Consider the following 13,926-nt stretch of genomic DNA (forward strand, 5'->3'; position numbering starts at 1 on the left):
GATTAAATACGATTCTTAGACATAAACAAAAATACCATCGCGAAGTTAAATTCGTAACGGTATTTTTATTTGTCCATGTTTTTTTATAGATCCTTGTTGCTAGTTGTTGAGTGACTAAAGTGTAGCAAGATTAATCCTAAGGCTTCAAAAATTGAGATAAGAATAATCATTGGGTAAGCAGTGTGGGAGCCAAATAAACCGACTAGCGGCGAAGCTACACCACCGACTAATTGAGACAGAGTACCTAAGATTGCTGAGGCTGTGCCAATGTTTTTAGTTGTGCTTTCCATAGCAATAGCAGTGGTGATAGTGCTATTGAAACCAACTGATGAAACGACAAACCACAAAGCGACTGCGAACAGCCAGAGCTGATTGATTGTTAATGCATTGACGATTAGGATGGCACACCCGATCAGAGGGACTAGGAAACCAACTTGGGCAATTTGATGCTCGTTTAGGAATTCAGAAACACGGCCGACAATTTTACTTCCCAGTGCGATTCCTAGACCATTAATAGCGTAGATAATACTGAAAGCAGTTGTGCTCAGATGATAGTCTTGCTGAAAGATAAACGAAGAATCTGCAATGTATGTAAACAAAGCACCATACACAAGTGCTAACAGACTTGCATTGAGCATAAAGCGTCCGTTTGAAAAAACGCTCTTGAAATCGAGCTTTTCAACAGGCCCGCCGATGCTAGTAGCTGTCTCTGGCAGACCGAAGGCACTGGCAATGACGAGTAAGATGCCAACAATTGTTAATGTTACAAATACTGATTCCCACGGGAAGAAACTTACTAGAACAGCTCCTAAAATGGGAGCGATAACTGGGAAAATTCCGTTGATGGACATTAACGTGGCGTAGAAAGTAGTTAATCGGTGCCCGGAGAAAAGATCTCTGGCTACTGCTCGCGATAGCACCTGACCAGCTGCACCAGCAAGGCCTTGAATAACACGAAGAACTAGAAAGACCACAATATTATGGACAAAGATAAGTGCCGCCGAAGTGAGTGTGAAGACAACCAACCCAATCAATAAGGGTTTCCGTCGCCCAACCCGGTCACTCCACGGGCCAATAATTAACTGACCAACAGCCATGCCAATGAGGCAGGCACTGATACTTGCTTGAACCGCTGCTGAACTGGTGTGAAAACTAGCTTGCAGTTGGGGCAGTGCAGGCAGATACATATCTAGGGATAATGGGCCAAACGCAGATAGCGTGCCCAATAAAAGTGTTAAGAACAGACTGGGTTTTACAGTCTGTTGTTTTTCGACTGGCATAATGGCTCCTTACACTAAATAGTTTATAAAACAAGGTAGACATAATTTTAAGCGTCTTGTGGTCAAAAAACTAGAGGGGATGGACAGTTATCTATAAGGAATTCTAAAGTTGCGTATTGCACAGGTAAAACGCTTGCGTGTTTGGGTAAATCTGTTAAAATACATCTTGAACATGAATTAGTCAGTATTTGTCAAACGACAATTAGTTAATTAATAAGAAATGAGGGATTTTTGTGAATAACAATGAATATCAACAACCTCGCCGAGAGGTGAACTCACAGGCTTCTGGTTTATCAGCCTTCATGAGTAAGGTCTTCGGTTATATGGGTGGTGCGGTACTGATTTCTGCAATCGTTGCTGTGCTTGCCGGCGTTGTCTTCCAACAGCAATACTTTAATTTTATTGCTGCTAACCGCTGGTTCCCAATTGTTCTAGTGGTGGCTGAATTTGGACTCGTAATTGGCACTAGCTTTAAGGCCAACCGGAGTGCGGCAGCAGGACTGACGATGTTGTTTGGATTTGCGGCGATCAACGGGTTGATGCTGTCTAGCATTTTCCTACAATACGCGAGTGCGACGATCTTCTCTGCGTTCTTTGCCTCAGCCGCTATCTTTGGTGGAATGGCCTTTTATGGCTCAACCACCCATCGCGATTTGACTAAGATTGGTACGCAGGCGATGTTTGCACTGATTGGGATTCTCATCGTTAGTTTGATTAATATCTTCTTACGCTCATCCTTTATCAGTTTCATCTTTAGTTTTGTTATCGTAGCTGTCTTTGTTGTTTTGACCGCTTGGGATACACAACGGATGCGTAAAATTTATGAACAGTACGGCAATCAGATTTCGTTGAGTGGCCTAGCCGTTCAGGGTGCCTTCCAGTTGTACCTGGACTTCATCAACATTTTCATCTACATTCTGCAGATTTTTGGCTACGGTAGCAACCGCAACTAATCAAACCTGAATGACTAAAATCATGCTATGAGCAGGGCTTTAATTTTTTGAATAAGATGCTCGAATAAATCATAACTAGAAACCGTGTTGACATTGTTGTCGGCACGGCTTTTTGTTTGTCAGTGTTTTTTGAACAGGGGGCGCGACTACGCCAGCAAAATCAGAGTCAGTCGATAATTATCAGCATCGAGCTCACTTAAAAATTCAATTACGCTTCTGCCTCAAATTGGTGCGAGAGCGCTTAATTTGTTAAAATGGAATCATTAAAATCAAAGAAAGCGACGGCCTTTATGAGCGAACAATTAACGTTATCAACAAAGAAAAAACTATTACTGATTGACGGCAACAGTGTGGCCTTTCGTGCCTTCTTTGCACTGCATCAACAATTGGATCGATTTACTAACCATGATGGCTTACATACGAACGCTATTTACGCGTTCAAGACGATGTTGGATAAAGTAGTTAAGGCTGTTCAACCAGATAAGGCATTAGTGGCATTTGACGCCGGGAAAACAACTTTTAGAACTGGTAAATTTTCTGACTACAAAGGTGGCCGATCTAAAACACCGGAAGAATTATCAGAGCAAATGCCTTACTTACGAGATCTTTTGACCGGTTACGGCATCAAGAGTTATGAACTCAAGGATTGGGAGGCCGACGACATTATCGGCACCATGGCCCGTGAAGGTGAAACAGCCGGGTATCAAGTGATTATCGTAACTGGGGACCGAGATCTGACTCAGCTAGCAACAGATCAAACAACGGTGGCAATCACGCAAAAAGGTGTTAGTGAAATCGAATATTACACACCTGCTCACGTTCAGGATAAGTATGGCTTAGAACCCAAACAAATCATTGATATGAAAGGGCTCACGGGTGACACTTCCGATAATTATCCGGGTGTTACCAAAGTTGGTGAGAAGACGGCGATTAAGTTGCTGACGCAGTTTGATTCCGTTGAGGGTGTCTACGAGCATCTAGATGATATTAAACAGAGCAAGATGAAAGATCACTTGATTGAGGATCATGATCAAGCCTTGATGAGCAAGGATTTGGCGACGATTCGCACCAATGCGCCATTGGCAATTCATTTGGATGATATCGATTATAACGGCCCTGATATCGACAAATTGATTGCCTTCTATCAACAAATGGACTTTAACAATTTCCTGAAACAGTTGCAGAATGCCGGCCTTTCTTTGGATTTAGGCGACGATGAAACAAGCACAGCTTTAAAGACTGTCAGTTGGACTGAATTAACCAAAGATAATCTAGACTTGGTTGATAATTTTACCGATGAAGTTAGTTTTATTTTGGAAATGCCTGATGAAAATTATCATCTCAGTGCATTTGCTGGTTTTGTGATGACCGATGGCAAACAAACATTGGTTAGTCGAGAAGTCGATCTGCTTCAATCTGCACAAATTAAGAAATTGATGGAAAATGGCAATATTGAAAAGAACGTTTTTAATGCTAAAGCTCAGTATGTCGGTCTACACCGTCTCGGAGTCAAACTTGTTGGTGTTGATTTCGATTTGTTACTCGTGTCTTACTTGCTGGATACGAATGATAATTCAAATGATTTGGGTAGCTTGGCTCAGCAGCATGGTTACGACCAGGTTGAAACAGATGAAGCCGTTTACGGCAAGGGTGCCAAACGGGCGATTCCTGACGATGATGAACAATTTTTCGACCATTTGTCGCGGAAGGCATTGGCCATTCAAAATCTCCATGAAGAGCTGTTTAAAGAACTTGATCAAAATGAGCAGCGGGATTTATACGTCAACATTGAATTGCCGTTAACGTTTGTACTGGCGGACATGGAAATCGCCGGTGTTTACGTGGATACTGACCAATTGACCAATATGCGAGAAAAGTTCAAGGAACAATTGTCATCGCTGAAACAAACCATTTATAACGAAGCCGGAGAAGAGTTTAACATCAATTCGACCAAGCAATTGGGCCAAATTTTGTTTAAAAAAATGAAATTGCCAGTGATCAAAAAGACTAAGACGGGTTATTCAACTTCAGTTGATGTTTTAGAACAATTGGCGCCTCAAGCGCCTATTGTGGAGAATATCTTGGCTTACCGTGGCTTGTCTAAGTTGCAGTCGACCTATATTGAGGGGCTGTTAAAAGTCGTCCACAGCCATGATCACAAGGTGCACACGCGCTATTTACAAACTCTGACACAGACAGGTCGCTTATCTTCAGTTGACCCGAATTTACAAAACATTCCGATTCAAACCCAGCAAGGACGTGAAATTCGGAAGGCGTTTGTGCCAAGTCATGATGGTTGGGAAATCTTTTCTTCAGACTATTCACAAGTTGAATTACGTGTGTTGGCTCACATTACAGGGGATGCAAACTTGCAAGAGGCCTTCCGTGAAGACGAGGATATTCATGCGGCAACAGCTCGCAGAATCTTTGGGTTAACTTCTAATGATGAAGTGACGCCATTAATGCGGCGGCAGGCCAAGGCAACAAACTTTGGAATTGTTTACGGAATTAGTGATTATGGATTATCACAAAATCTGGGAATTTCCCGTCCTCAGGCAAAACAATTTATTGATACTTATTTCCGCGAATATCCGGATGTTAAAAAATATACAGAAGACGTTGTTGAACAGGCAAAGAAGCAGGGCTACGTGGAGACAATCACGCATCGCCGCCGGTATTTACCTGATATCAATGCGAAGAGCTTTAACCGCCGTTCATTTGCAGCGCGGACAGCGATGAATACGCCAATTCAGGGATCAGCAGCAGATATTATTAAGATTGCTATGATTCAAATGCAGAAGGCATTAACTGATCACGATTTAAAGGCTACTATGTTGCTGCAGATTCATGATGAGCTGGTCTTTGAAGCACCCAAGGAAGAAATTCCGATTCTTGAAAAATTAGTTCCAAGCATTATGGATTCAGCTGTTAGTTTGGACATTCCGTTGAAAGTTGAAAGTGCTCATGGATCTACTTGGTATGATGCGAAATAACGATTTATCGCAAGCTTGAATTTCAAAATGGAGGCATGAATGATGCCAGAATTACCTGAGGTTGAAACGGTTCGTCGTGGGTTAACGCGGATGGTTGTTGGAAAAACGATTACTGGAATTGACGTTTATTACCCGAAGATGGTGTTAAATGGTGCCGACGCTTTTGTGACGCTGTTGACTGGACGGACAGTTACCCGAGTCGATCGGCGTGGCAAGTATTTGTTGTTTCGCTTCGATGGCGGGCTGACGATGGTTTCTCATTTGCGAATGGAAGGTAAATACTTTGGGGCACCAGCCGACACGCCAAGGGATAAACACACTCATGTTGTTTTTCATTTAAGTGATGGTCAGTTACTGTGTTACAACGATACACGTAAATTTGGGCGCATGGTTGTGATTCATACTGGTGATGAAGACACAGTCGGTGGGCTAAAAACGTTGGGGCCTGAGCCCACACCGGAAACGTTAAGCGTGGCGTATTTAGTTGCTAAAATGGCAAAGAGTCGTAAAGCAATCAAGACCTGGTTGCTGGATCAAAGCAACATTGCAGGGTTGGGCAACATTTACTGTGATGAAGTGCTGTGGCTAAGTAAAATTCATCCCGAACAACCGGCAAATACAGTGACCACTGCGCAAATCAAACGATTACGGTTAAGTATTTTTGATGAATTACAATTGGCAATCGAACATCACGGTACGACAGTGTTCACGTACAGTGCGTTTGGACATGCGGGAGAATTCCAAAACGAACTTCATGCATACGGTCATGGCGGTGAACCTTGCGAACGGTGTGGCACCACAATGGTGAAAATTAAAGTTGGTGAGCGGGGCACCACTTTTTGTCCCAAGGAACAAAAACTGCGTGTTGTGAAGATAGCTGCTTCCAAGGCACATTCTGCAGCAGCGACTAAGGAGACTTCTAAGTGACAACGGTGATTGGACTAACTGGCGGTATTGCCAGTGGCAAATCGACAGTTTCTAAAATGTTTGCAACGGCAGGCATCCCAATTATTGATGCGGATAAAATCGCTCACGAGGTTGTGGCGCCTAATACAACCGCTTTGGCAGATATCATTAGTACGTTTGGGGATACGGTTTTGACAGCAACGGGTCAGTTAGATCGTCATAAATTAGGCAACCTAGTCTTTAATAATGACGACAAGTTAGCTGAGCTTAATTCAATTGTTCAACCCGTTATCCGAAAAGTAATTCGGTCGCGAATTGATCGATTTAGGAGTCGAAACACGCCCGTAGTTGTCTTGGATGCGCCATTGCTCTTAGAACAACATTATGAAAAGGACGTTGACCTGATTGTGGTGGTCAGTGTTCCACTCAAGATTCAACAGGCTCGGTTGATGGCGCGCGATAACTTGTCGTTAGCAGAGGCGAATGAACGAATTGAAAGTCAATTATCCTTGGCTAACAAAGTTGCCAAGGCAGATGTGGTTATCGATAATTCCCAACAACTTGAAGAGACCCGCCTACAAGTGGTAAACTTGCTTGACAAAGTCCGTCAGACTGCGGATTAAAACGATTTAGTATTGATTAAAGGAGCACAGACAGGCTATGCAATGTCCACGGTGTCACCATAACGATACCCGAGTTGTTGATAGTCGTCCGACCGCAGAGGGTCAGGCGATTCGTCGACGACGCGAGTGCGAAAAATGTGGTTTTCGATTTACAACGTTTGAACGGGTTGAAGTAGCCCCATTATTGGTCATTAAAAAAGATGGCACCCGTGAGGAGTTTAGTCGCGAGAAGATTCTTCGCGGAATTATTCGCTCTGCAGAAAAACGACCGGTTACCATGCAGCAAATGAATACCGTAGTTGATAAAGTCGAGTCAAAGGTCCGCGCATTGGGCGAGAACGAAATTTCTAGTCAACTGATTGGTGAGTACGTTATGAACGAGTTGGCTGATGTTGATGAGATTGCATATATTCGATTTGCCAGCGTCTATCGTCAGTTTAAGGACATGAGTGTCTTTTTGGATGAAATGAAAGAAATGGTTGAGCGGGACAAGCGCTCGGATAAACGTTAATTGCTGAATACAAGAAGGGAGTGTCAGTCATGAATGTTGCACCAACTTTAACACCGCGGTCAGGATTTGTGGTTACACTGCCACCTCGTGATGAGCAGCATCTGTTGAGTTGGCAAACGTTGTACGCACCGATATTGGGCGTTACTGCGTTTGGCTTATACACAGGGTTGACTACGTTCGCTAGCCAGCACCCCCAGTTGTCTAATCGTCGTCAACACAGTGAACTGTTGACATGGTTGCGATTGGATTTGGATCATTTTCTGTCTGCCCGTAAGCGATTGGAAGCGGCCGGCTTATTGGATAGTTTTTACCAGCAAGACGCACTAGGGGATGTTTACGCTTATCAACTGCAGTCGCCACTTTCGGCGACTGCGTTTTTTGCTGATGATTTACTCAGTGTCTTGCTTTTACAATCTGTTGGTCAAACACGGTATGATGAACTGTTAGCAAAATTTGAACAGAAAACGGTTAACGTAAGTCAGATGAAAAATGTATCAGCCAATTTTTTATCTGTATTTCATATGAGTGATGCTCAATTGACTAACCGTCCAGCGCAGTTGTCGATTCAGTCCGATAATCATCGCACCGAGCGTGAGTCTAGCTTGGTTCAGGTTGACTTCAAACTGCTAAGCGATTATTTAAAACGAGAGTACGTTGAGTTGGATTCGGTAATGAATCAACGTGATTTAATTGCTACCGAAGCGACGATGTATGGGTTAAATGAGCGAAGTTTAGCCAACTTTATTGTTCAGGCGACAAGCGTGACAACAAATCAGTTTGATGCTAATCGTTTCAAACAAGTCGTTGCTGCTCAATTTCAAGCGACTCAGGCTGTGGACAATCCTGTGAATGCAAGCGATGGTGACTCCCAGAATGTCCAAACACAACCGGTGGCAACAACCGGTGATAATCAGGATCAGGCACAAGTTAAGGCATTGGTGGCGGCCGTTAAGGCATACGCGCCAGCTGATTTTTTGGCCAGTTTAAAGACTGAAAAGAATCAGTATGTTAGTGATGGTGAACAACGCGTTTTGGCTAAATTCATGGATCGACATTTGTTTGCTCCCGCCGTTGTGAACATGCTAATTTACTACCTCATTAGTGATCGCGATAAAAACGTTCTTTACCTTAACGACGTAGATCGAGTCGCTAATGATTGGGCCAAAGCAAAGGTGCAGACGCCAGAGCAAGCAATTGACCACATGCGAAACTACAAGGAAGAACAGGAATCGCAGCGGATTCAACGTCAAAATGGCCGAGCACCCAAGGCACGAGAACAACTGACGGACTGGAACGCGCAGTCACAGACACCAACGTCAGAAGTGGCTGCTTCTGAAGATGACGCTAATGAAATTCAAAAATTACGGCAACGTTTAAATCAGGCTAAAAAGAATCAGGAGGATCAATAATCATGCAGGACTTAGGAAAATCAATGCGCGATTTACTTAATCGCCAGAATCTGAACTCTGATTACCAACGGCTGATTGCAAATGCGATTAATGATCCCGATGTACAAGCGTTCATTAAGGCACATCAAGATGAGTTGGCAGAGGATGTGTTGGAGCGTAATGGATCCAAATTGTACGAATATGTGAGCCAGCGTGATAAATTACGTGCCGGTCACCAAGTTTTTGCACCTGGCTACGAACCGAAATTAGTGGTCAGTGACCATTATGTGGAAGTGACCTACGAACCAACGGAAGACACGTTACTTGCACAAAAACGATCAATGCTTAAGAAGCGCGTTCACGCAGTTTCCATGCCGAAAATGATTGAACAAGCGTCGTTTGGTGATTATAACGTGGATGGTGAAGAGGAGCAGCGTGCAAAAGCCTTGCGGCAAGCGATGCAATTTGTAGCTGACTATTCACAAAGGCCACATGAATTCCATCAAGGCCTGTACTTCTACGGGAATTTTGGAGTCGGTAAAACATTTTTGCTTGGCGCTATTGCCAATGAACTCGCTACATTGGGATATCAGTCAACGTTAGTTCACTTTCCCAGTTTTGCTGTGGAAATGAAAAATTCGATTGGTAAAAATAATGTTGCCGAAAAGGTTGATGCTATTAAACAGGCGCCAATCTTGATGATTGATGATATTGGCGCGGATTCGATGAGCTCATGGGTTCGCGACGAAGTGTTAGGCGTCGTTTTAGAGTATCGAATGCAAGAGGAATTGCCCACTTTCTTCAGTTCAAACTTTTCTATGCAACAGTTGTCAGATCAGCATCTCTCAATTAATCAGCGTGGCGAAAAAGAAGAAGTTAAGGCTGCGCGGTTAATGCAGCGCATTCGTTTCCTAAGCCACGAAGTTGTGATTCAGGGACCAAATCGTCGGCCACAATAAAATATTTATGGGTAGCTGTGACAGAAGTCCGACTTGAAAACGGGCATTAACATAAAACTGACCTATTCCTGAACTTTGGGAATAGGTCAGTTTTGAGCTAAGCGGAATTCTCAGGACTTTGGAGCGCAATATGGCTCACATTATTCGTTTCAAATAAACTTATGCCACAGCTTTTTTTGTTTGCAACAGTCATAAATAACGGTTAAAAGAGGTTCACTTTAGGAATTTGCCGCGATTTCAAGTCAAAATTATAAGAAAGTTCAGCTTTTAATGGAATTCATGACATGTTTTGCAGATAAAGTTCGACTTTAAATGAAATATGTTCGTGTTTTACATTTAATAATAAAAATGATACGATATTACTCGTTCTTCAATGAATCATATCCGAACAATCACTAACGGCCGTTACGTGAATTTTAGGAATAATTATCTAAGGGAGCTTGTACTCGTGATTGAAAAATTGAATCATTATTTTATGTTGGATGAATTGCACACGACTGTTCCTCGAGAAATGCTGGCAGGATTCACAACTTTTATTTCAATGGCATACATCATGTTTGTGAACCCGAGCGTTTTAGGAGCCGCGGGTGTGGATAAAGGGGCCGTGTTTACGGCAACGGCATTGGCTAGTGCCATCGGCTGTATTCTGATGGGAGTTCTAGCACGTTATCCAATTGCGACCGCTCCGGCACTAGGCATTAATGCATTTTTTGCTTACTCGGTTGTTATCGGAATGAAAGTTCCGTGGCAGACGGCAATGGCTGGAGTGTTTGTAGCTTCGCTGATTTTCTTGGTAATTACAATCTTTAAGCTTCGTGAAATGATTATTAATGCGATTCCATCGGATCTAAAGTATGCGATTTCGAGTGGTATTGGTTTGTTTATTGCTTTTATTGGGCTACACGATGGTGGCTTGATTGCCGCCAACAAATCAACTGTGGTGGGCTTAGGCTCATTTTCAACAGCGACAACTTGGCTAACGATTTTTGGTCTTATCCTAACGTCGATTTTAATGGTCATGCGCGTCCCTGGTGGTATTTTTATCGGGATGGCGGCCACTGCAATTGTTGGACTCGTAACGAAACTGATTCCGATGCCACATCAGTTGGTTGCTGGTGCGCCGAGTTTAGCACCAACATTTGGTGTTGGCATTAAGCACATTGGTGATATTAATTCCGTTCAAATGTGGGTGGTTGTATTGACGTTCCTGTTAGTAACCTTCTTTGATACGGCGGGGACGTTGGTGGGACTTGCCCAGCAGGCGGGCTTTATGAAAAACAACGAAATGCCACGAGTTGGTAAAGCGTTGATGTCTGATTCTACAGCGATGCTGGCAGGCTCTGTGTTAGGTACATCACCGGTTGGTGCTTACGTTGAATCATCAGCCGGGATTGCTGTTGGTGGACGAAGTGGTCTAACTGCCATCACAACTGGTATTTTGTTTGTCCTTGGGATGTTCTTTTCGCCACTTTTGACGGTTGTGACTAGTCAGGTGACAGCACCGGCGCTCATTATCGTCGGTGTACTGATGGCGCAGTCATTGGCGCGGATCAATTGGACAAAGATGGAAATTGCGATTCCTTCGTTTTTAATTGTCTTGGGCATGCCGTTGACGTACAGTATTTCAGACGGATTAGCGCTGGGTGTCATCACTTATCCAATTACAATGATTGCTGCCAAACGTGGTCGTGAAGTTCATCCGTTAATGTACGTTTTGTTCTTTGTCTTCATCGGCTTCATGTGGATTCTAAACGTCAATCATTAATTCTTATTGTTGATTTTTGTCAGTCATTTTATCGTCTAGTGATTGACAAGCGATTATTTTGTGGTTTAATAAGTTTTGTAAACCAATCAGATATGATGTCAGTTAACAAACCTCTTAGAGAGCATTCGGTGGTGAAAGGGTGCAGGTGTTAAGTGGTGTTACCCCTGATTCAAGCGTCCGGTGATCAAGCTGGACCGATTGACCGCGTTATTGGTCACTAGAGGCAGTTATTGAGCGCGATATGCTCTAACTGTGAATTTTGGGTGGAACAACGTTAATGACGTCCCTGACCGCGATTGCGGTTAGGGACGTTTTTTTGTTTCATGTCATAAACAAGCAGAACTGCAAGGTGTAATTTCAAGGAGGAAAAGCAGAATGGCAGATATTAAGATTACGTTTCCAGACGGCGCTGTTAAGCCGTTTGCCAATGGCTCAACGACGGCAGATGTTGCTAAGTCAATCAGCATTAGCCTTGCTAAAAAGGCTGTAGCCGGAAAGTTTAACGGCGAGTTAGTTGATTACGAGGCACCGTTAACAGAAGATGGCAAGATCGAAATTGTCACGAAAGATACACCAGAAGGTTTGACTGTACTTCGCCATACTGCATCTCAAGTATTAGCTAACGCACTTCACCAGCTTTATCCAGAAATGCATTTTGGTCAGGGTGAGGCCAGTGATGACGGTTTTTCGTTTGATACGGACAATGCCGATCACCAAGTTAGTTCTGATGACTTGCCAGCCATTGAAGCCAAAATGAAGGAAATTGTGAAGGCCAACTTGCCAATTTCCCGTGAAGTATTGGCTGAGGCTGACGCGCTTAAATTGGTTGATGGGGACCCTTACCAAACACAATTAGTTAAACAAGCGGCCGCCGCCAATGATGGTCAGGTTGCTGTTTACCGTCAGGGTGATTTCGTTGATTTAAGCGATGGTGTTCAAATGCCATCAACTGGTGATGTCAAGATCTTTAAGCTGCTGTCTGTTGCCGGCGCGTACTGGGAAGGTAAGTCATCTAACCCAATGTTGCAACGGGTTTACGGAACGGCCTTCTTCAATCAAAAAGACATGGACGCCGATGATGTTCGCCGTAAGGAAGCTCGTGAACGCGATCACCGTGTGATTGGTAACGACTTGGATTTGTTCTTTGTTGATCCTAAAGTCGGTGCCGGTCTGCCATACTGGATGCCAAATGGTGCAACGATTCGTCGTACCATTGAACGTTACATTATTGACAAGGAAATTCAGCATGGCTATGAACATGTTTACACGCCAGTTCTCATGAACTTGGATGCTTATAAGACATCTGGTCACTGGGAACACTATCGTGAGGACATGTTCCCACCAATGGACATGGGTGATGGTGAAATGTTGGAACTGCGTCCAATGAACTGCCCAAGCCATATTCAAATTTACAAACATCACATTCGTTCTTATCGTGAATTACCATTGCGGATTGCTGAATTAGGCATGATGCACCGTTATGAAAAGTCCGGTGCGTTATCTGGTTTGCAACGTGTCCGTGAAATGACATTGAACGATGGTCACACATTCGTTGCTCCTGATCAAATTCAGGATGAATTCAAACGTATTTTGAACTTAATGGTTGAAGTATATGCAGACTTTGACATTAAGGATTACTCATTCCGTTTGAGCTACCGTGACCCTAAGAACACCGAAAAGTACTTTGCTAACGACGAAATGTGGGAAAAGGCTCAGAAAATGTTGAAGGGTGCCATGGATGATCTTGGCCTTGACTACGTTGAAGCTGAAGGCGAAGCAGCCTTCTATGGTCCTAAGTTGGATGTACAAACTAAGACGGCCTTGGGCAATGAAGAGACATTGTCTACCATTCAGTTAGACTTCATGTTGCCTGATCGTTTTGACCTTCATTATGTCGGTGCTGATGGTGAAGAACATCAACCTGTTATGATTCACCGCGGATTAGTTTCAACGATGGAACGTTTCACCGCCTACTTAACAGAAATGTACAAGGGTGCTTTCCCAACTTGGTTAGCACCTCATCAGGTTTCTATCATTCCAGTTAGTGAAGAACATCAAGGCGATTACGCTGAAAAGCTACGTAAACAATTAGCAGCTGCCGGTGTACGCGTAACGGTCGATGATCGTAATGAAAAGATGAACTTTAAGATTCGTGATGCCCAAACGCATAAGATTCCTTACACGTTAGTTGTTGGTGACAAGGAAAAGCAAGACGACACGGTTTCTGTTCGTCGTTACGGTCATGATGAATCTACAAGTGAAGCAAGTAAGGACTTCCTGAGTGATGTTCTGAACGATATCGCTTCGTATTCTCGTGAAAATTAATTGCAGTTAAGTTTCAATAAGTGTCGCCATGTTAATCTGGCGGCACTTATTTTTGTGATTTGAACATTTTATATTGTTTTACTTATTATTTTGTAATATTCTAATACTATTCTAATGTTTCGCTAAACGAATTGCATGCAAGACAGTCTGTTTAGCGAAGATACACATGTTAAGGAAGCGAAAGCCTAAATGTAAGTTTCTCCTTTAATAAATGGACAAAATT

At 43.3% G+C, this 13,926-nt stretch carries 10 protein-coding genes; 9 read left to right on the forward strand and 1 reads right to left on the reverse strand.

Features of this window, described 5'->3' with window-relative positions:
- Positions 1–83: 83 nt before the first annotated feature.
- Positions 84–1,280, reverse strand: coding sequence for a multidrug effflux MFS transporter (locus tag LDK34_RS10245; protein ID WP_236941813.1), 1,197 nt, complete (start codon positions 1,278–1,280; stop codon positions 84–86).
- A gap of 233 nt (positions 1,281–1,513) precedes the next feature.
- Here LDK34_RS10245 and LDK34_RS10250 point away from each other — a divergent pair, with 233 nt between their 5' ends.
- The 9 genes from LDK34_RS10250 to thrS all read left to right on the forward strand — a co-directional run bounded on the left by LDK34_RS10250 (position 1,514) and on the right by thrS (position 13,703).
- Positions 1,514–2,233 carry a Bax inhibitor-1/YccA family protein gene (locus tag LDK34_RS10250; protein WP_178942648.1) on the forward strand — a complete coding sequence of 240 codons (720 nt, stop codon included), beginning with the start codon at positions 1,514–1,516 and terminating at the stop codon, positions 2,231–2,233.
- A 290-nt stretch (positions 2,234–2,523) separates the two neighbouring features.
- Positions 2,524–5,226, forward strand: coding sequence for a DNA polymerase I (gene polA / locus LDK34_RS10255; RefSeq protein ID WP_178942647.1), 2,703 nt, complete (start codon positions 2,524–2,526; stop codon positions 5,224–5,226).
- Positions 5,227–5,268: 42 nt separating this feature from the next.
- Positions 5,269–6,153 (forward strand): DNA-formamidopyrimidine glycosylase, encoded by an 885-nt coding sequence (gene mutM, locus LDK34_RS10260; protein ID WP_178943471.1) that lies wholly within the window; start codon positions 5,269–5,271, stop codon positions 6,151–6,153.
- Positions 6,150–6,755, forward strand: coding sequence for a dephospho-CoA kinase (coaE, locus tag LDK34_RS10265; RefSeq protein WP_178942646.1), 606 nt, complete (start codon positions 6,150–6,152; stop codon positions 6,753–6,755). Before mutM ends, coaE begins: the two co-directional genes overlap by 4 nt.
- 37 nt (positions 6,756–6,792) lie before the next feature.
- Complete coding sequence (gene nrdR / locus LDK34_RS10270; protein WP_017261688.1) at positions 6,793–7,266, forward strand: transcriptional regulator NrdR; 474 nt, start codon at positions 6,793–6,795, stop codon at positions 7,264–7,266.
- A 29-nt stretch (positions 7,267–7,295) separates the two neighbouring features.
- Entirely contained in the window at positions 7,296–8,675 is a 1,380-nt protein-coding gene (locus tag LDK34_RS10275) for a DnaD domain protein (protein WP_178942645.1), read from the forward strand.
- Positions 8,676–8,677: 2 nt separating this feature from the next.
- On the forward strand, positions 8,678–9,613 hold the full coding sequence (gene dnaI / locus LDK34_RS10280; protein WP_178942644.1) for a primosomal protein DnaI: 936 nt from the start codon (positions 8,678–8,680) through the stop codon (positions 9,611–9,613).
- A 475-nt stretch (positions 9,614–10,088) separates the two neighbouring features.
- A complete protein-coding gene (locus LDK34_RS10285; protein WP_284144517.1) occupies positions 10,089–11,378 on the forward strand; it encodes an NCS2 family permease in 1,290 nt (429 codons plus the stop codon).
- Positions 11,379–11,753: 375 nt separating this feature from the next.
- A complete protein-coding gene (gene thrS, locus LDK34_RS10290; protein WP_017261692.1) occupies positions 11,754–13,703 on the forward strand; it encodes a threonine--tRNA ligase in 1,950 nt (649 codons plus the stop codon).
- Positions 13,704–13,926: the final 223 nt, after the last annotated feature.

Source organism: Furfurilactobacillus milii (assembly GCF_021654115.1).
GTDB lineage: Bacteria > Bacillota > Bacilli > Lactobacillales > Lactobacillaceae > Furfurilactobacillus > Furfurilactobacillus milii.

Excerpts from the sequence above, each read along its gene's own strand:
- LDK34_RS10245 (WP_236941813.1), bottom strand. The coding sequence starts at position 1,280 with ATGCCAGTCGAAAAACAACAGACTGTAAAACCCAGTCTGTTCTTAACA.
- dnaI (WP_178942644.1), top strand. The coding sequence starts at position 8,678 with ATGCAGGACTTAGGAAAATCAATGCGCGATTTACTTAATCGCCAGAAT.
- LDK34_RS10275 (WP_178942645.1), top strand. The coding sequence starts at position 7,296 with ATGAATGTTGCACCAACTTTAACACCGCGGTCAGGATTTGTGGTTACA.
- thrS (WP_017261692.1), top strand. The coding sequence starts at position 11,754 with ATGGCAGATATTAAGATTACGTTTCCAGACGGCGCTGTTAAGCCGTTT.
- nrdR (WP_017261688.1), top strand. The coding sequence starts at position 6,793 with ATGCAATGTCCACGGTGTCACCATAACGATACCCGAGTTGTTGATAGT.
- mutM (WP_178943471.1), top strand. The coding sequence starts at position 5,269 with ATGCCAGAATTACCTGAGGTTGAAACGGTTCGTCGTGGGTTAACGCGG.
- LDK34_RS10285 (WP_284144517.1), top strand. The coding sequence starts at position 10,089 with ATGTTGGATGAATTGCACACGACTGTTCCTCGAGAAATGCTGGCAGGA.
- polA (WP_178942647.1), top strand. The coding sequence starts at position 2,524 with ATGAGCGAACAATTAACGTTATCAACAAAGAAAAAACTATTACTGATT.